This is a genomic window from Nitrococcus mobilis Nb-231 (genome assembly GCF_000153205.1).
GTDB lineage: Bacteria > Pseudomonadota > Gammaproteobacteria > Nitrococcales > Nitrococcaceae > Nitrococcus > Nitrococcus mobilis.
The window spans coordinates 3,520,043-3,543,761 of record NZ_CH672427.1; the positions used below are offsets into that span (position 1 = coordinate 3,520,043).

A 23,719-nucleotide genomic window follows, 5' to 3' on the forward strand; every position below is an offset into this window, starting at 1 on the left:
TCGCGTCCATAGCGGTCCCCTGTAACCTTGAAATGCGACGCTAGGCTATACCATGAACCCGGCAGTCAATAGAATCTCGATGATTTCAGCCATGCCGAGTGTGCGCCATGCGAACGGGCTCCATTCCACTGTATGTGCCGGCCCTGCATGCCCTGCATCGACCGACGCAGGACCTCTCCGATGGCTACCCCGGGGTGAACCACCCGGAGGTGCCGAGCCGGGTCGATCGTGTGCTCGAGGGCTTTGCGACCGTCTGGGAGGTCACTGTCCGGACGGTTGAGCATCTGGCATGGGACGCCGTGAACGGGCTCCACGATCCGGAGTACGTACGTTTCCTGGGAGAATTGCGCGAGCTTCTGCAGGAAGGAGAGGAATACATCCCCTCCATTTTCCAGCCGGATCTTTCTGCGGCGCCGCTGCGGTTGCGCGGCGGCATGTATTGCCGCGAAATCGGTACGCCGCTGAGCGCCGCTACGCTGGGTGCGGCGCTTTCGTCCGCCGCTGCCGCCGAGTGGGCAGCCCGGGCAATACTCGAAACCGGCCGTGACGCCGTAGCGCTTTGCCGCCCCCCCGGCCATCATGCGGGCCGGCGCCGCTACGGCGGTTACTGCTTTTTCAACAACGCCTACGTCGCGGCGACGGTGCTCGCGGCCGCCGGGCGTTGTGCGGTGCTGGATCTGGATTACCATCTGGGGGAGGGCAGTGCAGAGTTGGCGAGCGAACAGGCGCCGTATTTTTCGCTGCACGCCGATCCGTGGCGCAATTATCCGTACCTGGATGCGGGTATGCAGCTAGAGACGGCCTTCGTGAACCTCGAATCTCTACCGGGGGGTGTGGACGGACGAGGCTACCTGGAGCGGCTGCGAGGCATGCTGGCACGCCTCGATGTCCTCGACCTGGATTTTCTGGTTCTCTCGCTGGGCTTTGATACTGCGGCGACGGATCCCATTCAGGACGATCCCGTGAGATTACGCCCCGAGGACTATTTTGCGATAGGCCAAGCACTGGCCGATCTGCGCCCGCGCCTGGCAATCGTGCTCGAGGGCGGCTACGACCTGAACGGGCTTAAGGATTGCGCGCGGTATTTTGCAGCGGGGTTTTCCCGCTAAGGTCAGTGTCCGCTTCCACCGAATGGATCACCCAGTCTCGTTCGAAGTAGACGACGAATTCGGGATAGACCCAGCGCGTGATGGGCGGCTTGCCGACTGCGGGGAAAACTCGATCGGGCCTTCCAAAGCGTTGTTTTACTTCGGCCATGCTAGCGCCGCGGAGGGGGGGCGGGGCGATGAGTGGATCGGAGCGAAGGGGCTCGGCTGTGCTGACCAGCAATTGTTCGGCGTGGGTGGTGGTGATCTGGCCAAGAACCCCCAGCAATGCGCCCAAGACAAAAGCAGCTCGGTTCATGGTGGTCTGCTCCCTAATCAATCTTATCCTGACCCTGAAGCATTCCGCTCAAGCAGAACATCGAATGGCTCACATTTTCTGTCCAAAGCCGCCCGTGTCAGGGGCGCTGTACCAGCGCTATGCGATATCGCGACCATTTCCTGCTAACCTGTGAGCCGTCATTGCGAGTTTATTAGCCCTGTGCGTGCCGCCAGAGAGAGTGATGGGACGTGTTTAGACCGCTGCAGCTATATATCGGCCTGCGTTACACCAAGGCGAAGCGGCGCAATCACTTCGTATCCTTTATTTCTTTGACCTCGATGCTTGGTATTGCCGTCGGTGTGACGGCGCTGATTACAGTATTGTCCGTAATGAACGGCTTTGAACATGAGCTGCGGGAGCGCATTTTGGGGATGGTTGCGCATGCCACCGTAGCCTCTTTTGCCGGGCCGCTCGATCACTGGCAAGCGCTTACGCGCGATTTACGCGAGCAACCTTATGTGGAAGGTGCAGCACCGTATGTCTCTGGCGAGGTCATGTTGACTCGCGGCTCGGCGGTCACCGGAGCGTTGGTGCGGGGTATTCTACCGGCTGAGGAGCCCAGCGTATCCCAGGTGCTCGACAAGGTGGTGGCCGGCCGTGTCTCCGACCTCAAGCCGGGCACGTTCGGCATCATACTCGGCGGCGGGCTGGCGAGGGCGCTTGGGGTGGAGGTCGGTGATGACATCACCGTAGTCACTCCCGAGGCCCGGATTTCCGTGGCCGGTATTTTGCCTCGGATCCGACGCTTCCACGTCGTCGCTCTGTTCGAGGTGGATATGAGCCAGTACGATCGCTCGCTTGCGCTGATGCACCTTGATGACGCGCGTTTGTTATTTCGCACCGGTAAGGGCGTCACCGGGATTCGGCTGCGCTTCGATGACCTGTTGGCGGCGCCGCGTTTGGCGCGCAAAGCGGCCGCGCACCTACCCGGGTTCTATCGGGTGAGTGATTGGACGGAGCAAAACCGCAATTTTTTCCGGGCAGTAAGCACGGAAAAAACCGTGATGTTTATCATTTTGCTGCTCATCGTAGGGGTGGCGGCCTTCAACATCATCTCCACGCTGGTTATGGTGGTCACCGACAAGCAGGCCGATATCGCTATTTTGCGTACGTTGGGGGCGGCTCCGCAGACGATCATGGGCGTGTTTATCGTGCAGGGCGCGTTGATCGGGGTGACCGGAACGGTGCTCGGTGTCCTTGGGGGGGTGGGGCTTGCCCTCAATGTGGAGACGATCGTGCCGGCGATCGAGCATTTGTTCCATGTTCAGTTCCTGCCGGCAGATGTTTATTTGATTAGCGACTTGCCTTCGAAGCTGCAGCCGACAGACGTCGTACACATCACCATTACCGCCTTGCTATTGTCGTTGCTTGCAACACTCTACCCAGCTTGGCGCGCGGCACGCACGGTACCTGCGGAAGCGTTGCGTTATGAGTGATTCGCCGCCGCCTGCACGGACTACACCGATTCTTCACTGCCGCCAGCTCTCCAAAGTGTTTCGGGAAGGGACGCTCAATGTCGATGTTCTACGCGGGGTCGACTTGAGTGTGTATGAGGGTGAGCAGATTGCAATTGTCGGCCGTTCCGGTGCCGGCAAGAGCACTTTGCTGCATATCTTGGGTGGCTTGGACGAGCCGTCGGAAGGTGCGGTGGAAGTAGTGGGAGAGCCGATGACCGCCTTGGGTGCGACCGCGCGCGGGCGGTTGCGCAACCGGGCGTTAGGGTTTGTCTATCAGTTCCACCATCTGTTGGCCGAGTTCACCGCGGTGGAGAATGTGGCCATGCCGTTGCTCATTCGTGGCACCCAACCGCGCCGTGCGGCCAAAGAGGCCGAGGCGCTCCTCGTTCGAGTTGGGCTGCGGGAGCGATTTGCCCACAAACCGGGAGAGCTCTCGGGTGGCGAGCGCCAACGGGTGGCGATCGCGCGGGCGTTGGTCACCCAGCCCGCCTGTTTGCTCGCCGACGAACCGACCGGCAATTTGGATCGGCAGGCGGAAGAACGGGTTTTCGACTTGTTGCTGGAGCTCAATCGAGAGTTCAAGACCAGCATTGTCATGGTTACTCACGATCACTCGCTTGCGGCACGTATGGATCGTGTTTTGGTTTTGGACGATGGCATGCTGGCAGAGATGATTATCGATGAAACGCCTCGCCAGGCCCGTAATTGAAGGGGGCGGCACGAAGGTTTTTGCCCCAAGCTTTGGGGCGTCGTAGTTAGTTCTGGCGGTTTTCTATGGCAGAATGTGGACGGGTGGCTCGGCGGTTACGCCGAACTCTGAGCTGGCGGATGATGTGCAGGCGCCACAGTAAGTGGACGGCGCCATAACCGGCTAGGGCGAACACGAAACCAATGCTGAGAGAGCCCACCATTAATGGTTTCCAGATGCGCTCGAATTGTTCCCAGAACCAATGCAGACTGGGCTCGAAACCGGCGTGGGCGGCCACTGGTGAGCCGATGATCCATGTTCCGACCACGTAGGTGAAATAAAAGATGGCCGGCATGGTCAGTGGGTTGGTGATCCACACTAAGGCGACCGCGAGAAGGAGATTGGCGCGCAGCAAGACGGCAAGCACGGCGGCGAGCGGCATTTGCACGGGTAGCGGGATGAACGCCACGAAAAGCCCGCAGGCGACGCCGCCGGCGACGGATCGGCGATTGAAGTGCAAAAGATAAGGATTCTCAAGCAGACGACCCAGCCAGCGAATCTCCCAGCGAGTTCGAAGAGTATGGAAATCTGGGAAATAGCGCTTGAGGAACCGCTTGGGCATTTAGCATTCTCATCCGTGGCCGCAGTTGGGCATTGCTAATCTAGCATAGCTCGCATAGCGCGCAGAGGGGTGACCGGGGGCAGCGCAGGGATGGCGGCGTTTGCGATCGGAGTGATTGGCTTTCAGTTATTGCCTTGGCCGCTGGCCGGCTGGTTGGCATTGGCTACTCTGCCGTTGTTGGCGCTGTTGCTTGCCCGTACTCGAGCGCGCCAGCTTGGACTGTTCACCCTGGGTGTTGCTTGGGCCGCGGCGGCAGCTGCCTGGGCTTTAGAGTGTCGGCTGCCCAACGCGCTCGATGGCCGGAACCTAATCCTGGAAGGCGTAGTGATTGAACTGCCGGAGCGCACGGCGGTGCGGCAGCGTTTTCTGGTTCGGCCCATCCGAATCGTCGATTACCCTGCTAATCGTCCATTACCTCGGCGAATCCGTCTCGCTTGGTACGGCCGAACTCCGACGGTCCATCCTGGCGAGCGCTGGCGCTGGCGGGTAAAGCTCAGACAGCCGCACGGTTTGATGAACCCGACCGGCTTCGACTATGAGCGCTGGCTGTTTCAAAATCGTATTGATGCTACCGGCTATGTGCGGAATACATTGCAGGCGCGGCGACTCGATACGGCGTGGAGCGTAGATGCGCTGCGCGAGCGCATTTCCCGAGGCATCGCTACGGCATTGGAAGGGCAGGGCGCTGCGGCGGGCGTGCTCACGGCGCTGGTTACCGGGGACCGGCGCGGTATCGATCCCGCCACCTGGCGCGATCTCAACGCTGCTGGCATCACTCATCTAATCGCTATATCGGGATTGCATATCGGGCTGGTGGCGGGCTTGGTCTACTGGTTGACCGGAGGTTTATGGCGGCGCTTGCCGCAAGTGCCGCTTTGGCTGCCGACGCCGATTGCCCAGACCGTCACTGGTACACTGGCGGCAATGGGTTATGCCACCCTGGCAGGCTTTTCGGTGCCCACTCAGCGTGCGCTGATTATGCTCATGGTGCTGGCAAGTGCACGGCTGGCGCGGCGCCGAATCGGGCCTCTGCGGGCTTGGTGGGGTGCTATGGCGGCCGTGTTGGCCCTCGATCCGTTCGCTCCGCTCGGCCCCGGTTTCTGGCTTTCCTTTACCGCCGTCGCTGTGATCCTGCTGGTCGTGCGCCGCCGGCCCGGTGTGAGCCGTCGCCAGGAGCTAATCGGTTTGCAGTTCGCCCTCGCCGTGGGGTTGTTGCCGATCATGTCAGCCTGGTTCCAGCGCTGCTCTCTGATCGCTCCCTTCATCAATCTGGCGGCGATACCGCTAGCCGGCATGTTACTGGTTCCAGGGGCCTTGCTGGCTACCGCGGCGCTTTGGCTACTTCCGGGGCTCGGTTCGCTGTTGCTGCAGGGACTGGCGTGGCTGACCCAGAGCCTGCTGGCCGGTCTCGGACACTTGGTGCATGCGGTGCAACCGCTCGTTTTGTTGCCTACCCCCGAGTTTTGGACGCTTGCCTTGGCCGCGGTAGGTGCCACCTTGCTGTTGTTGCCGGCGGGTTTCCCCGGCCGGGTTTTAGCGGTGCCGCTCTGTGTTCCGCTGCTGGTGGGTGTGCGAGCGAGTCCGAGCCCGGGGACAGCCTGGATAACGGTGTTGGACGTTGGCCAAGGCAGCAGCGTGGTCGTGCGCACGGCAAGGCATATCCTAGTCTATGATACCGGTCCGGCCTGGGGAGGGGGCAACGCCGCGGCGGCGAGCGTGTCATTGCTGCCTTTTCTGCGTTCTCGGGGAATTACAGTCGTGGATCGCGTGGTGGTGAGCCACGCGGACGACGACCATTCCGGTGGCTTGGCTGCGCTGCTTGCAGCACTGCCGGCCGCCAACGTGGTGATCGGCGAGCCGTTCGCGACCGCCCCATCCGGCGCGCGGCTGTGCCAACGTGGCCAAGCTTGGCAGTGGGACGAGGTGCGTTTCCGAGTGCTTGCTCCTCGCGGACGCGGCCTGCGCGGCAATGATGCCTCCTGCGTCATTCGAGTTGCGAGCGCGGGTGCGGCGCTATTGCTGCCGGGTGATTTGGAGCGCGCCGGCGAGCTGGAACTGTTGGAGCAACCTGGGAGCCTTTCGGCGGATGTGCTGTTGGTGCCGCACCATGGCAGCCGCACTTCTTCCAGCGCCGAATTCATCCGGCGAGTCCAACCGAGCCTTGCGCTGGTAAGCGTCGGTCGCAACAATTCGTATGGGCTGCCCGCCGCGGAGGTTATCAATCGTTATCGAAGGCACGGCGTGCGGGTGCTGCGAACCGACCGTGACGGTGCTATCCAGCTGGCTTTGGGAGTCGACGGTTACCGCGTACGTGCCCGGTTACGGCGAGATCGACAAGCCTATTATCACATGCAACCGTGAACAAGATCATTTCGGCTTCGGTCGGAAATCCAGTATCATCGGCGCATTTCAGGGCCGATAGCGAGTGGGCGGCGCACCGTGTGGAAATTAATCGAGGCGGGAGGCTGGGTCATGCTGCCTATATTGGCCTGTTCCGTCGTGGCATTGGCTTTCACGATCGAACGCTGTTGGGCGTTGCGGCGTTCTCGGGTCGTACCGAAGCATCTGGTGGCTCAAGTATGGCATTTGGTGAAGAGCAACACCCTTGAACCAACGCAATTGCGCGAGCTCCGTGCAGGATCGCCGTTGGGTCGCATGCTTGCCGCCGGTCTCGTGAACATCCAGTACGGCCGCGAGATCGTGCTGGAGAGCATCGAGGACCGAGGCCGCCATGAGGCCCATGGCCTGGAGCGCTACCTCAACACGCTAGGTACGATCGCGGCGGTAAGCCCTTTGCTCGGATTATTGGGCACGGTCATCGGTATGATCAAGGTGTTCAGCAGCATCAGTTCAGCCGGTCTGGGTAATGTGACTGCGCTTGCCGGCGGAATTTCGCAGGCCCTGTTCACCACCGCAGCGGGTCTCGTGGTCGCGATTCCGACTCTGATGGCTTATCGCTATTTCCGCGGTAAAGTAGAAACTTTGGTGGTGGATCTGGAGCAGGAATCGCTCAAACTCGTAGAGGTGATCCACGCTCGGCGGGGTCAGGCCGGCAATGCGGAGAGCCAACCATGAATCTGCGCCCACGCCGGCGCGATGAGCCGGAGATCAATCTGACTCCCTTGATCGATGTCGTTTTTCTGATGCTGATCTTTTTCATGGTGAGTACCACGTTCATCAAGGAAGCCAATCTCCAAGTCTCTCTCCCGCAGGCGAGTGTCCAGCCGGTCGTGCGCCCACACGAGCCGATCGAGGTTACGGTCAATCAGCAAGGCCGCTACTTCCTTGATGATCAGCCCTTGCCGGATAATCGGGAGGAGACTCTACGCCGGGTGCTCGCGCAGCGGCTCAGCGGGAGCGATCCGCGGATGACCCAATTGGTGATCCGGGCGGATGGGCGCACCGAGCATCTACATATCGTCACGGCATTGGATGCCGCCAGCCGTGCCGGAATCCAACGTGTCGCAATCGCTACGATACCGCCGGGACGATGAGTAACTTGACTACCTGGAACGACACACCGAATGCGGGCCGATTCAATATCTACCGGCGTTTGTTCAGCTATGTCCGGGACTACTGGCTGATAGGGATTCTCTCTTTGATCGCCATGGTATTGAGCGGTGCGAGCCAAGCGGTATTCGCATGGTTGATCAAGCCCATGTTGGATGCCGGTTTTGTTGCTCGGGATCCCGTAATAATGCGGCTGATCCCGCTGGGATTGCTCGGATTGTTCGTGTTGCGGGGGCTGGCTAATTTTGGTGCCAGCTACGGTACGGCCTGGATTAGTCGTAGGGTCATCAAGCGGCTGCGCTCCGAGGTGTTCGAACGGTTGCTGACCTTACCCAAGCGCTTCTATGACGATGCCTCTTCAGGACGGCTGCTCTCGAAGTTGACGTTCAACGTCGAGCAGGTTGCGAGTGCCGGTGCGGATGCTTTGATTACGGTGGTGCGCGATACGGCCACGGCCGTATTTCTTATGGGCTACATGTTTTTTATCAGCTGGCAGATGGCATTGAGCTTGCTAGTCCTGGGTCCGGTGATGGCACTGGTGATCTGGTATATCAGCAAGCGTTTCCGGCGCATCAGCCATAGGATACAAAAAAGCGTCGGTGGCGTGGCCTACGTCGCCGAGGAGGCCATCGAGGGCCACGAGGTGATCAAAATTTTCGGCGCTCAGCCTCACGAGCGGCATCGCTTCGAACAAGTTAACGAACGCAATCGTCGGCAGTTCATGAAGTTTGTCGCGATCAAGGCGCTGAGCACACCGGTGGTGCAATTCGTGGCCGCGGTCTCGTTGACCATCGTAATTTACCTGGCTACCTTGGATGAGAACTTCACGACGATTACCGTCGGTGCTTTCGTCTCATTCATTACCGCAATGTTGCTGCTGCAGCCCCCGCTCAAGCGCTTGACCCAAGTACAAGCCTTGATCCAAAAGGGGCTTGCCGCTGGGGAGAGCCTATTCGAGATCATCGACGAGCTTCCTGAATCGGATTACGGCAGCTTGGATCTTGCCCGGGCGTGCGGTCGCATCGAATATCAGGGCGTGCGGTTCACCTATCGCAACAGCGGCCATGAGGTGCTCTGTGGAATTGATATCCACATCGCGCCTGGAGAGACGGTAGCCATCGTTGGACCCTCCGGCAGCGGTAAGACCTCACTCGCTAATTTGCTACCGCGCTTCTATGAGCCGTCGGCGGGACGGATTCTCCTGGATGGTGTGCCAATCGGTGATTATCGGCTGGCGGCCTTGCGTTCTCAAATCGCCCTCGTGGGTCAGCAGGTCATGCTGTTCAATGGCACGATCGCGAGTAATATCGCTTATGGGCGCCTAGGAGAGGTGGGCATGGACGAGGTGCGGCGGGTCGCCGAGCTTGCCAATGCGCGCGCATTCATCGAACGGTTGCCACAGGGATTCGAAACGTTGGTCGGCGAAAACGGGGTGCGGCTCTCCGGCGGGCAGCGCCAACGGATCGCCATTGCGCGGGCGCTTCTCAAGGATGCGCCCATCCTCATCCTTGATGAAGCCACCTCCGCGTTGGATACCCAGTCCGAGCGTTTGATCCAACACGCGTTAGACACGCTCATGCGTGGCCGCACCACACTGGTCATTAGTCATCGCCTGTCTACTGTGGAGAATGCCGATCGGATCATCGTTCTCGACGAGGGGCGTCTGATCGAGGTGGGTACCCACAGCGAATTGTTGGCTCGCGGCGGTCTCTATGCCGAGCTGCACCGCCGATACAGGCCGCAAGCACCGCGGCTCGGCATCCGAACCGGTTGAGTAGGCCCTAAATCGACCATGCTGGCCCTGCCCCAGTTCTGGCTTGAGCAGGGATGGCCGGCTCGCATTTTGCGGCCGCTGGCGGCCTGTTTCAGCGGTGCGGTTCAAGTGCGTGCGTTCGCCTATCGCCGCGGCTGGCTGCGAAGTTACCGGGTCGGGGTGTCGGTGGTCGTGGTTGGGAATCTGTTCGTCGGTGGCAGCGGCAAGACACCGCTGGTCATCTGGCTCGTGGAGCGGTTGCGCGCCGGTGGTTGGCGACCAGGCGTAGTGTCTCGAGGCTATGGGGGCTATTCGAGCGGCAAACCCCGACTAGTGAAGGCAGATGACGATCCGGTGCATCAAGGAGATGAACCGGTGCTGATTGCCGCACGCACGGGAGCACCGGTCGCCGTGGGGGCAGACCGGGTGGCGGCGGCGGAGTGTCTCGTCAGGGATGGGCGCTGTGATCTTGTCATCAGCGATGACGGGCTGCAGCATTATCGCCTAGAACGTGATGCCGAAATCGTGGTATTCGATGCTGACCGGGGAGCGGGAAACGCGCGCTGTTTCCCTGCTGGGCCGTTGCGTGAGCCGCTGTCGCGTCTGCGGCGAGTCGATCTTGTGGTGGGTAACGGCGGTGTCGTGGATAGTGCAGGGTATGCCTTTCGCTTGGTGCCGGGCCGGCTTATTGCACTCGGGTGTGACTCACCCTCGGTGGCCCCCCCCATGATCGGCTCGCGTATTCGGGCGGTAGCCGGTATCGGTTACCCCGAGCGCTTTTTTCGCCTCCTGCGGACGCTGGGTTATCGTGTTGTACCACAGCCATTTCCGGACCATCATGTGTTTCGGCTGAAAGACCTACAATATGCCGAACCGCTGCCGATCATAATGACCGAGAAGGATGCGGTTAAGTGTCGGCGAATGGCCGTGGATGGTTTGTGGTACCTGCCGGTGGCGGCGGAACCGGATGTCCGGACGCAGAATGCTTTAGATTCCCTGCTCTCGCGCCTTCTTCCACGTACAGTCGATAATTGACCGTGACCGAGTTCATTGTGATCATACCCGCTCGCTACGGTTCCACACGGCTGCCTGGCAAGCCGTTGCGCTCGCTCGCCGGTCGCCCGATGATTGAGCATGTGTATCGACGTGCTGTTGCAAGCGGTGCGGTACGCGTTCTAGTGGCGACCGACGATCGGCGTATTGTCGCGGCCTGCCAGGCTTTCGGAGCCGAGGCGTTGATGACCGACCCGGCGCACGCGACCGGTACCGATCGTTTAGCCGAGGTGGTGCGTCGTGAGCGGTTTCCCGATGAGGCCATTGTAGTCAATCTCCAAGGCGACGAGCCGCTGATGCCGCCGAGACTGTTGCATCAGGTGGCCGAGGTTCTCGATCGGTGCCCCGGTGTGGCGATCGCGACATTGGCTACGCCCCTTCATGACCCGGCAGAGCTTGCCAGCCCCCATGTGGTCAAGGTGGTCGTGGCTGCCGACCGGCGCGCGCTGTATTTTTCTCGTGCGCCGATCCCCTGGGATCGCGAGGCCGGTAGTCACACGCCCGCCGTGCTGACAAAAGCCGGGATGTATCGGCGCCATCTGGGGATTTACGCTTACCGCGCGGCTTTTCTACGCCGCTATCAGATGCTGTCTCCGTGTGAGCTGGCACAACACGAACAACTTGAGCAGCTCAAGATGCTCTGGCATGGGGAGTCGATCCAAGTGGAGGATGCACAGGAACCGTCCGGGCCGGGCGTAGATACAGAGGCGGATTTGTTGCTTGTCGAGCGCCGGCTGAGCCGCCTGTCTCATTGACAGTGTAATTGTCAACAGACCCTGGTGCGTGGGGTGACAGTGATTCGTAATCCATCCATCGATCCCGGAGCTCGGGAAACATGATTCGCGTATTATTTGTTTGTATGGGCAACATCTGCCGCTCGCCCACGGCAGAAGGGATCTTTCGTAACCTTGTCAAGACCGAGGGGCTGGCGCAGTTGATCGAAACGGACTCGGCGGGAACGCACGACTATCATGTGGGGCGTCCGCCTGATTCGCGGGCCATGGAGGCTGCGGCGCGGCGCGGCATTGACATCAGTGACTTGCGCGCAAGGGCGGTCGATGAATTCGACTTCAATACGTTCGACTGGATTCTCGCTATGGATCGCAGCAACCTAGCCTGGTTGCAGGCGAAGGCGCCTGTCGACCGCCACGAGCGTATCCACACGTTATTGGAATTCGCACCGGCACTGGTGGAATCCGAAGTTCCGGATCCTTACTTCGGGCGCCGTGATGGTTTCGAGCATGTCCTCGATCTGGTGGACGAGGCGGCTCGGGGATTGCTTCAGGCAATCCGCGATCGGCATCATATTTAGCGTTTGTCGGTCTTTGCCGCGGCGATCGTGGAAAGGGGTTACAAAAGCCTTTTTCGGGCAAGTGCTTATCGACCAGCAGATCGCGACCGCGCGAGGCTCAGCAGTTACATTGGCTCCGCTGCCATAAGTTTGGAGTAGGTGCGGGCACGGCGTGAATAGGTAAGCAGCTATCCATTAGCCGTGGTCGCACCTACTCGGTCGAGTTCAACGGGCCAGAGAATCGTCGCCACCGGCTACGGCACGTTCCCCATCTGATTTGGAGTCCGCCTCTCCCTCGTTTTCCGGGTTGGGTCGTTTGCGACGTTGTGTTTGCGGCTCCTTACTTCGCTGGGCGCGACTGGGCGCCTTCTTGCTGCTATTAGCCGAGGCTTTGCGCGTCTTTGGTTTTGCCGGTGCCGCAGTGCTCGCTTTGTCCGCTGACTCCAGTTTGCCGTCGTTTGCCTCTAACACTACCGGTGGCTTGGCCGAGTCATCCTCTCGAGCGAGCGGGCCGTCCGTTCGCTGCTCCCGAATTTGGGTCGGCTCGACGGGGGCTGATGATGCCGGCGCAGCCAGGCGTGGTACCTCCGGTTTCACCGCGGCCTGCTTTGTGGCAGCGGTGCCGCGCGTCGTTTCCTCGTTGGGTGCCGCTGGGCTGGTGGATTCTAATTCTGGCCGCAGCGCCATTTGTGGCGCGGCGATATTCCGCTCTGCGGACCCTTCATTATGGGGAATCCGTGGTCGACCGGGCCAGCGGCGCGGATCGCCACCTATGCTACCCTTAGCCGTATCCGCCGCGTCGGTTTTGGACGAGGACGTGGTGTGCGCTGGTGTAGCCCGGGGTGGCTCCACAGGGCTGCCCGATGTCGAATCGGGTTCAGGTTGCACCGGCTCGTATTCGGATCCCGGCGCGCGTGGCGTTTGGGTTGCTTCTCCGGACACAGCTTCCGGTTGTGCGCCCAGCTGCTGGCTTTTGTCGCTGCTACGGCGACGCCGGCGCCCGCCGCGACGGCCGCGGCGACTGCTCCGTCGGCTGCTACCGTGAGCTTGGCCATCCCCATTTGCCTCGGTTTTTTCATCAACCGAAGCCGCTTCTTGGCCAGCCGTCGTCATGGATTGAGAGTTATCGGCTAACGTGCGCCCTTGTGTTGTGTCATCGCTGCGCGCATTAGCGCCGCGCACGTTCTGAGTGCGAGTAGGCTCGTTACCACGGTTCGCAGTCGTTCCCAGATCCGCGCCGTGCTCGCTGCCGGGTACTAACTTTCGCAGCCAGCCGAAAAAGCTGCTGAGCCCTTTGCTCATGGGGAGGGGGTCGTGCAGCGTCGAATTTTTCATCTGCAACGGCAGCGGTGCGGGGGTCAACGGCTTCAAATGCTTTACTACCGGCTCCTCTATACGCGGTTTTTGGGTGGCCGCAGCCACCAGTTGCTCGGCGAGTTTGCCCTGTGGCGTCTTTGCTACCAGCTGGTAGCTGGAGCCTTCGGCTGTGCGGTCGTCGGTGCGAATCCGTTGGATTTCATAGTGTGGGGTTTCCAACGTTTTATTGGGGATTAGCGTGATTTCGACGCCGTTGCGTTGCTCTGTGGCCGATAATACGGAGCGCTTTTCGTTGAGGAGAAAAGTAGCTACTTCGATGGGCAATTGTGCCAATACCTTGTGGGTTTTCTCCTTCATCGCTTCTTCTTCGATGATGCGTAGAACCGCAAGCGCCAATGATTCAACCCCACGCACGGTGCCGCGTCCACCACAGCGGGAGCATACCTCCTGGCTGGATTCACCAAGCGAGGTATGCAGCCGTTGGCGTGACATCTCGAGCAATCCGAAGCGGGAGATGCGGCCGACTTGGACCCGCGCCCGGTCCATCTTGACGGCTTCGCGTAGCCGATTTTCAACTTCACGTTGGTTGCGATTGGCACCCATATCGATGAAATCGACTACGATGAGGCCGCCCAAGTCCCGCAGGCGGAGTTGCCGGGCAACTTCGTCGGCCGCCTCGTTGTTGGTTTGCAGCGCGGTTTCCTCGATATCCGCGCCTTTGGTGGCGCGTGAGGAGTTGATGTCGATCGAGATTAACGCCTCGGTACGATCGATGACGATGGCGCCGCCGCTTGGAAGGCGGATTTCGCGTTGGAAGGCCGATTCGATCTGGCTCTCGAGCTGATAACGCGTAAACAGCGGGACGTTGTCCTGGTAGGGCTTGAGCTTGGCCAGGTTGTGGGGCATTACCTGTTGGATGAAGCCCTTCGCCTGTTCGTACACGTCGGGATCGTCGACCAAAATTTCGGCGATATCGTTGCGCAGGTAGTCACGCAACGCCCGAATGATGACGTTGCTTTCCTGATAGATGAGCAGTGGTGCGTTTCGCTCGGCGGCGGCTTTCTGGATACTCATCCAGAGGTTCAACAAATAGTCCAGGTCCCATTGCAGTTCCTCGACGCTGCGTCCAACACCCGCAGTGCGCACGATCAGCCCCATGCCCTCAGGCACATCTAGCGAGCGCAGCGCATCGCGGATCTCATTGCGATCCTGCCCCTCGATGCGCCGGGAAACGCCGCCGGCCCGTGGATTGTTCGGCATGAGCACAAGATAGCGTCCGGCCAAGCTGATAAATGTGGTAAGCGCTGCGCCTTTGTTGCCGCGCTCCTCCTTGTCTACCTGGACGACGAGTTCTTGCCCCTCGCGAATGGCCTCCTTGATGCTAATTTTGGTCAGATCAGCATCTTCTTCGGTCTGGAAATAACCGCGCGCGATTTCTTTGAAGGGAAGAAAACCGTGACGTTCGGCGCCGTACTGGACGAAGGCGGCCTCCAAACTCGGCTCAACACGCGTTATTTTGCCTTTGTAGATGTTGGCCTTTTTTCGCTCCCGTGCGGGTGTCTCAATGTCTAGGTCGTAGAGTGACTGGCCATCCACTAGCGCAACGCGCAGCTCTTCGGGCTGGGTTGCATTGATCAACATCCTCTTCATTGGGTCCTTTTCTCCAGCGCTCGACCTGAATGCTCGTCATACCACGCGGGGTGCCGGCGCTCCGACCCTGGTAGGTGAGCGGCAACGGCGTGACCTGCTCGATCAACAATCCGTGGATCACGGGGATCAGTTGCGAGACAAGCATGCTCGTCATGTGGTGATCAAAGACGAGAGCCCGGGTGGGCGCAGCCGATTGGGCGCATATGGATAGGCGTGGTGCCTGAATGATAAACCTTGGGAAAAACTTAGTGCTCGTTAAACGCTTCGCTACGCTTGGCAGCGAGCGTTCCCAGCTGAGTTTTCGTTTCACGGAGTACATATTTTGAAACTCCCAACGTACTCTAGCAGCGTTGCAAGAATGCTTCAAATGCCCCGTGACGGCTATTATGCCGTATTCTATTAAGATTGGGTTGAGAGATGCCTGTGTCGGGAGTGCGCCACATCCAGGTCGCAAGCGAATACGAAGGGCAGCGGCTGGATAATTTTCTACTTCGGGAACTCAAGGGCTTACCGAGAACTCGGGTCTATCGCTTGCTGCGCCAGGGGCAAGTCCGAGTAAATGGTGGCCGGGTTCGACCCGAATATCGCTTGCGCCGTGGTGATCGCTTGCGGTTGCCGCCGATGCGCTTGCAGGAACGCGAACTCGGCGGCGCGCCGTCGGCGCGTATTCTCCAGCGCATCGAACAGGCGATTCTCTATGAGAACGAGCAATTACTAATTCTGGACAAACCAAGCGGGCTTGCCGTGCATGGTGGCAGTGGCCTTGCCTATGGGGTTATCGAAGCCATACGCGCGCGGCGTCCTGGTACCCTTCCCTTGGATTTGGCCCACCGTCTCGATCGCGATACCAGTGGTTGTCTGATCATTGCCAAACGGCGCGAGACATTGCGCCAAATCCACGCGCTCATGCGCTCTAATCGGGTTGAGAAGCGCTATCTGGCTTTGTTAAGAGGTAAGCTGGCAAGCGCGATGCGTGTGGAGGCGCCACTTGAACGCCGTCCAGGCCAAGGGCTTTTGCAACCCGTGCAGGTGTCGATCGGGGGGCGTCAGGCTCTGACTGTGTTTCATCCCATCGAGCGGCACCGTGGTTGGACACTGGTTGATGTGATGCTGCATACCGGGCGGATGCATCAGATTCGGGTGCATGCGGCGTACAGCGGCTATCCTGTGGCGGGCGATGCGCGTTATGGGGACCCGCAGGCCAATCGTACATTGCGTCGATTTGGCTTGCGTCGTTTGTTTCTGCATGCAAGCCGTGTGGCCTTCGCGTTGCCTGGGCAGGATAAGCTGGTTGTACAGGCCGCACTCAGCGAGGAGTTGGCCGCAGTGTTGCAGTATTTACGCGAAAATGCCTCAGCGGAAGGAGGCGCGAGATGAGCAATGCCGGCCGGACGCGCTCGGAAGGAATCAAAGCGAGCCGCCGCCGTGCGACAATACGTTATCTCGCCGCGCGTTCAGCTAGGGTAAATGTATGCCTTCCGCTGCCAGCATCGCAGTGAGGCGGATCAGCGGCAAGCCGATCAGGGCTGTGGGGTCATCGCCTTCAAGCCGCTGCAACAATACAATTCCAAGGCCTTCGACTTTGATGCTGCCGGCACAATCAAGCGGACGCTCATGTTCGACATAGCGCGTGATGCTTGCCTCGGAGAGATGGCGAAAATAGGCCCGAGCGGGGATCATGTCCGATTGTACAGCGCCGGTGGTGCTGTTGATGAGGGCCAATCCAGTGAGAAACTCGACGCGACGCCCCGAGGCGCGGCGTAGCTGCGCGATTGCGCGCTCGAGTGTTTGGGCTTTGCCGAGAATCTCGCCATCGAGTACCGCGGCTTGATCGGAGCCTATTATCAGCGCGGGTTCGTCGAGCGGTGCCGCTGCCTTTGCCTTGGCAATGGCCAGGCGCACGACATAGGCGGCCGGGTCTTCATCGGGGCGGGGCGTCTCGTCGATCCGCCCCGGTGTCTGCTCGAATGGCAATCCCAGGCGCCGCAGCAGTCCGGCGCGGTAGGGCGAGGCGGAACCGAGTATCAATCGCATGAATTCTCCAGGTGGTGCTTGGGTGGTGCTAAAGCATACTGAGGCGGAGCATATCGCCGTTGCACTTGGCTTGCTCGAAATAGACCAGTGGGACGGGAGGAGGGAGTGCGATTGGTCTGAAATACAGGTTCAGGCGGAGTCGCCGGTCGTCGCGGTCAGGGCGATCAGGGGGGCGATTCGCTACCACAGCATACATAACTTCAAGTCCTTTTGACACGTTGGATAGTAACAATTAATATCGCTCGTTTATGTCGGACGGAACCCTTCCGAAATCGATCGATATTGGACGCCTTGATGCGGGTGGCGCGCGGTTCGTGGGCGCCGTACCGCTCACCACGATGCACCGGCTTCGAGAACTGGTGATCACCTCAGCGGGCGAAGTCAACGCGGCCGTCGAAGTGGACTTCAAGGAGGCCATGCAGGTCATCGTTACCGGTGTCGCTACGACCCGAGTGCATCGGGAGTGTCAGCGGTGCCTGGAACCGAAAGCGATTCTGCTGCGGGCGCCGTTTCGGCTCTTTGTTGTCGGTTCATTCGCCGAGGCGGAAGCACTCGGGCAGGACGCTGACCCGCTCATCGCGCCGGGGGGTGTGATTGACCTGCTGACCGCCCTCGAGGACGAATTACTGCTGGCTTTGCCGTCCGTGACGAGGCACGGGCAGGATGAAGTATGCGAGCAGCATCGCATGCACACTAGGGCATCCGGAGCGGTAGAGGGGGCGCTTCATCAGCAAAGCCCTTTTGGGGTGCTCGAACAGCTCAAAAAGAGGGGCGATTAAGTGTCAATCGTCCGATTGTACTGTGGAGGAGATATTGGACCATGGCCGTTCAAAAGAGTCGGAAAAGCCCGTCCAAACGGGGTATGCGGCGTGCGCACGATGCATTGAAGCGGCCAACGCTTTCGGTGGATCCGACGACCGGGGAGACAAATCGTCGCCATCATATTTCCTCCGATGGATATTACAGGGGTCGGAAAATAATCGCCCATGACGAGAGCTGACACCGTTTTACTGCGCTCGTAATGACTTCGTGGCGATCGCGTGCCCTAGCCCGGAAGTTTCATAAATCCGCGCGATGATTAATGCTTGTGCAGCTTGTGGATTCACAGGAGCTTTTGTGAAGGAGCGGCGTATCGGTGACTCCGCCCGACTGAGCAGAATCTTCTGTGGATTCAAGGGGCAAGCGAAGGCGTGCGCGATTCATGAAATTTCCGGGCTAGGCAGCAGCCAGTAATCTCTGCCCTTCACATGGTCAATTTCAGCACCTATGTCGCAATGCTTTACGATTGCCTTGGACGCCATGGGCGGGGATCACGGTCCGGCGGCCGTGGTACCGGCTGCGCTCAGGGCGCTCAACCGCCATTCTGGGCTGGTTCATCTGATTCTGGTCGGCCGACCGGAAATGGTTCGTGAAGAGCTTCATCGCCACGGTGGGCAAGAATGTGAGGCATTACGCATCCATTCTGCTTCCCAGGTCGTTGACATGGCCGAGCTCCCTTCGCAGGCTTTACGCGGCAAGAAGGATTCCTCCATGCGCGTGGCCGTGAATCTTGTCAAGGAGGGGGTGGCCGATGCCTGCGTCAGTGCCGGCAACACCGGTGCGCTTGTGGCCATGGCCCGCTATGTGCTGAAGACCCTACCAGGGATTGATCGTCCGGCGATTTGCACGACGATCCCGTGTCTCGGTGGCTGTTTCCACATGCTTGATTTGGGAGGTAATGTAGACTGCGCCGCAGAGCAGCTCTTTCGGTTCGCCGTAATGGGTTCGGTGCTGGCGCGGGCGAGTGGCACCGACTCCCCACGAATCGGGCTAATGAACCTGGGGGAAGAGGAGATCAAAGGCAATGGGCAGGTCAAGCGGGCGGCACAGCTCTTGCAAGCCAGTACGCTGAACTACATTGGTTATGTAGAAGGCGATTCCGCTTACAAAGGCGTGGCCGATGTCGTGGTCTGTGATGGTTTTGTGGGCAACGTCGCCTTGAAGAGCAGTGAAGGTGTCGCCTTCGTGATTTCCCGATATCTACAGGAAGCCTTTCATAAGAATCTTTTGAGCAAGCTTGCCGGTTTGATTGCGCTTCCGGTGCTGCACTCGTTGCGCAGACGGCTCGACCCGCGCCAGTACAATGGCGCCAGTCTGCTCGGATTGCGTGGGGTTGTCGTTAAGAGTCATGGCGGTGCCGATGCCGTCGCATTCGAGCGGGCCATCGATGTTGGGATCTTGGAAGCGGAAAAAGCCGTACCTCGGCTCATTGACGAACGGCTTAGAGAGATTTTCTCTCAGGAGCAACTGCAGACGTGAGCGTTTCACGCATTCGCGGAACGGGAGGGTATTTACCCGAACGGGTTATAACGAACCATGATCTGGAGCGTATGGTCGAGACCTCCGATGCATGGATACGTGAGCGTACCGGAATCATTGAACGCCATATCGCGGCGGATGGAGAAACCTGTAGCGATCTTGCCGTTGTCGCGGCTCAGCGCGCCCTGGAAGCGGCGGGTATAGCCGGCCGCGAGGTGGACTTGGTCGTGTTAGCGACGTCCACTCCGGATCAGGTTTTCCCGAGCACCGCTTGCCTAATACAGGAACGACTCGATATCCCAGGCAAGACCATTGCCTTCGACATCGCGGCGGCCTGCTGCGGCTTTATCTATGCGCTGGATGTCGCCGATCGCTTCATCCGTACCGGCGGTGCACGGCGGGCGTTGGTGATTGGGGCGGAGACGTTCTCGCGGATTCTGAATTGGGAAGACCGTACGACTTGTGTGCTCTTTGGAGACGGTGCCGGTGCAGTGCTTCTGGAGGCCGCCGATGAGCCTGGTGTGTTGTCCACGCAGCTGTATGCGGACGGTCGTCAGCAGGCGTTGCTAAATGTCCCCTGGGGCATCTCTCAAGGTTACGAGCGACTGACTCCCACCTCCGGCAAAATCACTATGCGCGGTAATGATGTATTCAAGGCCGCTGTGCGCAGCATGGGCGCGTTGGTAGATGAAACGCTACAGGCCAATGACCTTGCGCGTGAGGATGTGGACTGGCTCGTGCCGCATCAGGCCAACATCCGAATTATGGCGGCGCTGGCTCGCAAGCTCGGGTTTTCCATGGAGCAGGTAATCGTGACGGCGGATCGGCACGGTAATACCTCAGCGGCTTCGGTTCCGTTAGCGCTCGATGTCGCCGTGCGCGACGGGCGTATTCAACGGGGCCAGCTGCTGCTGCTCGAGGCTTTCGGTGCTGGGTTCACGTGGGGTTCGGCGTTGGTGCGATATTGAGCGTAGGCGGTCGTGGTAGCTGTTGACAAATGACCATCAGTGAAAAAAATAAGTCTGGATTCATCTTCGCCGGCCAGGGATCCCAATCAGTGGGTATGTTGGCTGATTTGGGGGAGGCCTTCCCCATCGTGCGCGACACTTTCCAAGAAGCTTCGGAGGCCGTTCAGGTCGATCTGTGGGCAGTGGTCCAAAACGGTCCGGAGAGCGAACTCAACCGCACTGAGCGAACTCAACCGATTATGCTGGCGGCCGGGGTCGCCGTGTGGCGCTGCTGGCATCAGCGCGGCGGTGCGACTCCGGCCGTACTGGCAGGGCACAGCCTTGGTGAATACACTGCGCTGGTGTGTGCTGGAGCGATTGATTTCGGTGTGGCAACCCGGCTCGTCGCTGATCGCGCCCGCTTCATGCAAGAGGCGGTGACCACAGGCGAGGGGCGGATGGCAGCGATCCTCGGCCTTGATGATGATCAGGTAGGTCTGATATGCCAGGAGGCGGCTCAGGAGCAGGTGGTGGAGGCCGTCAACTTTAATGCGCCGGGCCAGGTAGTCATTGCTGGTTGTACGGCGGCGGTTGACCGCGCAGTTACACTGGCAAAAGCGGCTGGAGCGAAACGCGCGGTGGAATTACCGGTTAGCGTACCCTCCCACTGTGCTTTGATGCGTCCGGCGGCGGTGCGGCTTGCCGAGCGTCTCGCAGCAGTGGAGATCAAGGTGCCGGTCCTGCCGGTGTTGCATAACGTCGACATCTCTCGGGCGGCACACCCAGATACGATCCGAGCGCGTCTGGTCGAGCAGTTGCACTGTCCCGTGCGCTGGGTCGAGACCATACGGCGCATGGCTGCAGATGGTGTGGCTTGGGTGGTCGAGTGTGGCCCCGGCAAAGTACTGACAGGGCTCAACCGCCGCATCGACCGTCGGATGGATGCTGTGGCCGTGTTTGATTTGGCATCGCTCGACAAAGCGCTACTGAAAGGGGGCGGAAATTGACCATGGCGTTCTCTTTGGAGAATCAAATTGCGCTCATTACAGGAGCAAGCCGCGGCCTGGGACAGTCGATTGCGCTCACGCTGGGCAGAGCCGGTGCGACGATTATCGGCACGGCTACTACCGAGGCAGGAGCGGAGCGGATTGAAGGGGATTTAACGCAAGCGGGCATCACTGGTGCGGGTATGGTGCTCGATGTGACCGATGGCGAGCAAGTGAATGCCGTGGTGGCGACCCTGGGGCGACGTTTCGGTAACCCGAGCGTATTGGTAAACAATGCTGGTATCACGCGTGATGCGTTGTTTCTGCGGATGCGGCAAGAAGAATGGGACGCCGTTGTTGACACGAACCTCGGCTCGGTCTATCGGATGAGCAAGGCGTGTCTGCGGGGGATGATCAAGGCCCGTTACGGCAGGATTATAAACATTGCCTCGGTGGTGGGACTCATGGGCAACGCTGGGCAGGCCAACTATGCAGCCGCCAAAGCCGGTATCATAGGTCTGAGCAAATCGTTGGCGCGGGAGGTTGGTTCCCGTGGCGTTACGGTGAACACCGTGGCGCCGGGGTACATCGCCACCGATATGACCGAGTCGCTGGCGGCGGCACAGCGGGAGGCCTTATTGGCGCAGATGCCCCTTGGACGGTTAGGCCAACCGCAGGACATCGCCACTGCGGTGCTTTTCCTGGCTGCCCAGGAATCGGGTTTTATTACCGGCGAGACGCTGAACGTCAATGGCGGCTTGCATATGTATTGAGGTGGGATGCCAATCAGTAGCATGACTGAGTGTCTTCACCCTACAATACGCCCTCCATCGGTTCGGTAGCATGTGTTGAGGAACGTGCACGGGTGGAACCATTCCATATTTCGGAGGAAGAGCCAAGATGAGCAGTGTCGAAGAACGTGTAGGCAAGATCATCGTCGAACAGCTTGGAGTTAAAGAGGAGGAGGTGACTCCGGAGGCTTCCTTCGTTGACGATCTTGGTGCCGATTCATTGGATACCGTCGAGCTCGTAATGGCTCTCGAGGAAGAGTTCGAATGCGAGATTCCGGATGAGGAGGCGGAAAGGATCACAACGGTGCAGCAAGCCATCGATTACATCAACCAGCACTTGGAACAATAGGCTACGCGCGAGCGCAATTGACTTCCAAAATTGGTTTCCGGCGTTTGGCCGGCAAGACTGGCTTTACTGTACATTGGGCGTAGGCAAGGATGTCGAAAACTCAACCGAGCTTTCGACATCCTGAGCCCACGCCTAATAGTAGTTTCTCATTTTTATAGAGTATGCGGATCAAGCGACGTAGACCCCATAAGTTGCCAAGGGCGAGGTCAAGTCTTTATCCGGCAGGCCCTAGTTTTCGGAGGTTGTGTCCGTGGCTGCACGGCGTGTAGTGGTAACAGGGCTGGGTATCATTTCCCCGGTCGGTAATACCGTGGCGGAAGCTTGGCAAAACATCTGTGCGGGTCGCACCGGCATTCGCACCATCGAGCGTTTTGATCCGGCCGGCTATCCGGTTCGCTTCGGCGGAGAGGTCCGAGGTTTCGATGTCGGGTGCTACCTTGCCGCGAAGGAAGCGCGGAAAGCGGACCCATTCATTCATTACGGCATCGCTGCGGCTGTGGATGCCTTGCGAGATGCAGAGCTCGAGATTACCGATGACAATGCAGGGCGCATTGGGGCCTGCTTGGGCTCGGGCATCGGTGGTTTATTTAGCATAGAGAATGCGCAGCAAGCGTTTTTCAAGGGGGGGCCGCGCAAAATCAGCCCCTTCTATGTCCCGAGCGCGATCATCAATATGCTCTCCGGGAATCTCGCTATCTTGCTCGGTATCAAGGGCCCTAATTTCGCGATTGTCAGTGCCTGTGCAACCGGGACCCACACCATTGGTCAGGCCGGCCGAGTAATCGCCTACGGTGATGCCGACGTCATGTTCGCCGGCGGGGCCGAATTCGCCACGACGCCTACAGGGCTCGGCGGATTCGCTGCGGCGCGGGCGCTGTCGATGCGCAATGAGGATCCTGCGCACGCCAGCCGGCCCTGGGACCGAGATCGAGATGGCTTCGTGCTCGGCGACGGCGCCGGAGTGCTGATGTTAGAGGAATTGGAGCACGCCAAGCGCCGCGGCGCGCGAATCCATGCCGAGCTCGTTGGTTTTGGCATGAGTGCGGATGCCTACCATATGACTTTGCCGTCGCAGGACGGAGAGGGAGCGCAGCGCGCGATGGTTAATGCACTGCGAGATGCGCGGCTCAATTGCAATGAGATCGACTATATCAATGCGCATGGCACATCGACCCCGGCTGGAGATCGGGTCGAATGCGATGCAATTAAAAGCGTTTTCGGGGATCATGCCGCCGAAAAACTCGCCGTGAGCTCCACCAAATCCATGACTGGTCATCTCCTCGGCGCGGCAGGTGGTGTTGAAGCCATCTTCAGCATCCTGGCGCTGCGGGATCAGCTGGCCCCACCTACAATCAATCTCGATCATCCGGATGACGATCTGGATCTGAACTTCGTGCCCCATAAGGCGCGCGAATTGTCTATCGACGTCGTTTTGTCAAACTCTTTCGGCTTTGGCGGAACCAATGCAAGTGTGATCTTTCGCCGTCTGGTTTGAGTGTATCTCTGCACTACGGTGGATACCGGTCGCTTTTGAGTCGTTTTGGTTTA

General features: G+C 59.6%; 24 protein-coding genes. 20 read left to right on the forward strand and 4 right to left on the reverse strand.

Going from position 1 to position 23,719, the window contains the following annotated elements; genetic code table 11:
• Positions 1–107 precede the first annotated feature (107 nt).
• Positions 108–1,109: an arginase family protein gene (locus tag NB231_RS16010; RefSeq protein ID WP_005004971.1), complete on the forward strand. Its 1,002-nt coding sequence runs from the start codon at positions 108–110 to the stop codon at positions 1,107–1,109.
• On the opposite strand, the gene NB231_RS16015 is transcribed toward NB231_RS16010, so the two are convergent.
• Positions 1,066–1,404 (reverse strand): hypothetical protein, encoded by a 339-nt coding sequence (locus tag NB231_RS16015; protein ID WP_040662585.1) that lies wholly within the window; start codon positions 1,402–1,404, stop codon positions 1,066–1,068. The two genes, NB231_RS16010 and NB231_RS16015, sit on opposite strands and share 44 nt — an antisense overlap.
• Before the next feature lie 209 nt (positions 1,405–1,613).
• On the opposite strand from NB231_RS16015, the gene NB231_RS16020 reads away from it, so the two are divergent.
• Together NB231_RS16020 and lolD are read left to right on the forward strand one after the other, a co-directional pair.
• Positions 1,614–2,861 (forward strand): lipoprotein-releasing ABC transporter permease subunit, encoded by a 1,248-nt coding sequence (locus tag NB231_RS16020; protein WP_005004975.1) that lies wholly within the window; start codon positions 1,614–1,616, stop codon positions 2,859–2,861.
• The gene (lolD, locus tag NB231_RS16025; RefSeq protein ID WP_040662587.1) at positions 2,854–3,591 is read left to right on the forward strand and encodes a lipoprotein-releasing ABC transporter ATP-binding protein LolD; all 738 of its coding nucleotides are present in this window, start codon (positions 2,854–2,856) and stop codon (positions 3,589–3,591) included. Before NB231_RS16020 ends, lolD begins: the two co-directional genes overlap by 8 nt.
• Before the next feature lie 46 nt (positions 3,592–3,637).
• Here the strand turns inward: lolD and NB231_RS16030 are convergent, their stop codons facing one another.
• Positions 3,638–4,192: a DUF2062 domain-containing protein gene (locus NB231_RS16030; protein WP_005004987.1), complete on the reverse strand. Its 555-nt coding sequence runs from the start codon at positions 4,190–4,192 to the stop codon at positions 3,638–3,640.
• Positions 4,193–4,282: 90 nt separating this feature from the next.
• On the opposite strand from NB231_RS16030, the gene NB231_RS16035 reads away from it, so the two are divergent.
• The 7 genes from NB231_RS16035 to NB231_RS16065 all read left to right on the forward strand — a co-directional run bounded on the left by NB231_RS16035 (position 4,283) and on the right by NB231_RS16065 (position 11,820).
• Entirely contained in the window at positions 4,283–6,553 is a 2,271-nt protein-coding gene (locus NB231_RS16035; RefSeq protein ID WP_005004989.1) for a DNA internalization-related competence protein ComEC/Rec2, read from the forward strand.
• A 78-nt stretch (positions 6,554–6,631) separates the two neighbouring features.
• Positions 6,632–7,267, forward strand: coding sequence for a MotA/TolQ/ExbB proton channel family protein (locus tag NB231_RS16040; RefSeq protein WP_198007319.1), 636 nt, complete (start codon positions 6,632–6,634; stop codon positions 7,265–7,267).
• A complete protein-coding gene (locus NB231_RS16045) occupies positions 7,264–7,686 on the forward strand; it encodes an ExbD/TolR family protein (RefSeq protein WP_005004991.1) in 423 nt (140 codons plus the stop codon). Before NB231_RS16040 ends, NB231_RS16045 begins: the two co-directional genes overlap by 4 nt.
• Positions 7,683–9,476: a lipid A export permease/ATP-binding protein MsbA gene (msbA, locus tag NB231_RS16050; protein WP_005004992.1), complete on the forward strand. Its 1,794-nt coding sequence runs from the start codon at positions 7,683–7,685 to the stop codon at positions 9,474–9,476. Before NB231_RS16045 ends, msbA begins: the two co-directional genes overlap by 4 nt.
• Before the next feature lie 18 nt (positions 9,477–9,494).
• On the forward strand, positions 9,495–10,490 hold the full coding sequence (gene lpxK / locus NB231_RS16055; RefSeq protein ID WP_005004997.1) for a tetraacyldisaccharide 4'-kinase: 996 nt from the start codon (positions 9,495–9,497) through the stop codon (positions 10,488–10,490).
• Complete coding sequence (gene kdsB / locus NB231_RS16060; protein WP_005004999.1) at positions 10,487–11,263, forward strand: 3-deoxy-manno-octulosonate cytidylyltransferase; 777 nt, start codon at positions 10,487–10,489, stop codon at positions 11,261–11,263. The genes lpxK and kdsB overlap by 4 nt, the downstream gene beginning before the upstream one ends.
• An 80-nt stretch (positions 11,264–11,343) precedes the next feature.
• Complete coding sequence (locus NB231_RS16065) at positions 11,344–11,820, forward strand: low molecular weight protein-tyrosine-phosphatase (protein WP_040662591.1); 477 nt, start codon at positions 11,344–11,346, stop codon at positions 11,818–11,820.
• A gap of 204 nt (positions 11,821–12,024) precedes the next feature.
• On the opposite strand, the gene NB231_RS16070 is transcribed toward NB231_RS16065, so the two are convergent.
• A complete protein-coding gene (locus tag NB231_RS16070; RefSeq protein WP_156777055.1) occupies positions 12,025–14,766 on the reverse strand; it encodes an Rne/Rng family ribonuclease in 2,742 nt (913 codons plus the stop codon).
• Between NB231_RS16070 and NB231_RS19940 the strand changes: the two genes are divergently transcribed.
• The gene (locus tag NB231_RS19940; RefSeq protein ID WP_050756127.1) at positions 14,747–14,977 is read left to right on the forward strand and encodes a hypothetical protein; all 231 of its coding nucleotides are present in this window, start codon (positions 14,747–14,749) and stop codon (positions 14,975–14,977) included. The two genes, NB231_RS16070 and NB231_RS19940, sit on opposite strands and share 20 nt — an antisense overlap.
• Positions 14,978–15,183: 206 nt before the next feature.
• Positions 15,184–16,143, forward strand: coding sequence for an RluA family pseudouridine synthase (locus NB231_RS16075; protein WP_040662593.1), 960 nt, complete (start codon positions 15,184–15,186; stop codon positions 16,141–16,143).
• 81 nt (positions 16,144–16,224) lie between these two features.
• Here NB231_RS16075 and NB231_RS16080 read toward each other — a convergent pair whose 3' ends face one another.
• Complete coding sequence (locus NB231_RS16080) at positions 16,225–16,800, reverse strand: Maf family protein (protein WP_005005007.1); 576 nt, start codon at positions 16,798–16,800, stop codon at positions 16,225–16,227.
• A 248-nt stretch (positions 16,801–17,048) separates the two neighbouring features.
• On the opposite strand from NB231_RS16080, the gene NB231_RS17175 reads away from it, so the two are divergent.
• The 8 genes from NB231_RS17175 (at position 17,049) to fabF (ending at position 23,666) form a co-directional block, all read left to right on the forward strand.
• Positions 17,049–17,579 (forward strand): YceD family protein, encoded by a 531-nt coding sequence (locus NB231_RS17175; protein WP_005005013.1) that lies wholly within the window; start codon positions 17,049–17,051, stop codon positions 17,577–17,579.
• A 41-nt stretch (positions 17,580–17,620) separates the two neighbouring features.
• Positions 17,621–17,800 (forward strand): 50S ribosomal protein L32, encoded by a 180-nt coding sequence (gene rpmF / locus NB231_RS18100; RefSeq protein ID WP_005005016.1) that lies wholly within the window; start codon positions 17,621–17,623, stop codon positions 17,798–17,800.
• Between the two features lie 266 nt (positions 17,801–18,066).
• Positions 18,067–19,098 (forward strand): phosphate acyltransferase PlsX, encoded by a 1,032-nt coding sequence (plsX, locus tag NB231_RS16095; RefSeq protein WP_005005017.1) that lies wholly within the window; start codon positions 18,067–18,069, stop codon positions 19,096–19,098.
• On the forward strand, positions 19,095–20,066 hold the full coding sequence (locus NB231_RS16100) for a beta-ketoacyl-ACP synthase III (RefSeq protein ID WP_040662598.1): 972 nt from the start codon (positions 19,095–19,097) through the stop codon (positions 20,064–20,066). The genes plsX and NB231_RS16100 overlap by 4 nt, the downstream gene beginning before the upstream one ends.
• A gap of 29 nt (positions 20,067–20,095) precedes the next feature.
• Positions 20,096–21,052 carry an ACP S-malonyltransferase gene (gene fabD / locus NB231_RS16105; protein WP_005005022.1) on the forward strand — a complete coding sequence of 319 codons (957 nt, stop codon included), beginning with the start codon at positions 20,096–20,098 and terminating at the stop codon, positions 21,050–21,052.
• Between the two features lie 2 nt (positions 21,053–21,054).
• The gene (fabG, locus tag NB231_RS16110) at positions 21,055–21,804 is read left to right on the forward strand and encodes a 3-oxoacyl-ACP reductase FabG (RefSeq protein ID WP_005005023.1); all 750 of its coding nucleotides are present in this window, start codon (positions 21,055–21,057) and stop codon (positions 21,802–21,804) included.
• Between the two features lie 127 nt (positions 21,805–21,931).
• Entirely contained in the window at positions 21,932–22,171 is a 240-nt protein-coding gene (acpP, locus tag NB231_RS16115; protein ID WP_005005024.1) for an acyl carrier protein, read from the forward strand.
• A 250-nt stretch (positions 22,172–22,421) separates the two neighbouring features.
• Complete coding sequence (gene fabF / locus NB231_RS16120) at positions 22,422–23,666, forward strand: beta-ketoacyl-ACP synthase II (RefSeq protein ID WP_005005025.1); 1,245 nt, start codon at positions 22,422–22,424, stop codon at positions 23,664–23,666.
• Positions 23,667–23,719: the final 53 nt, after the last annotated feature.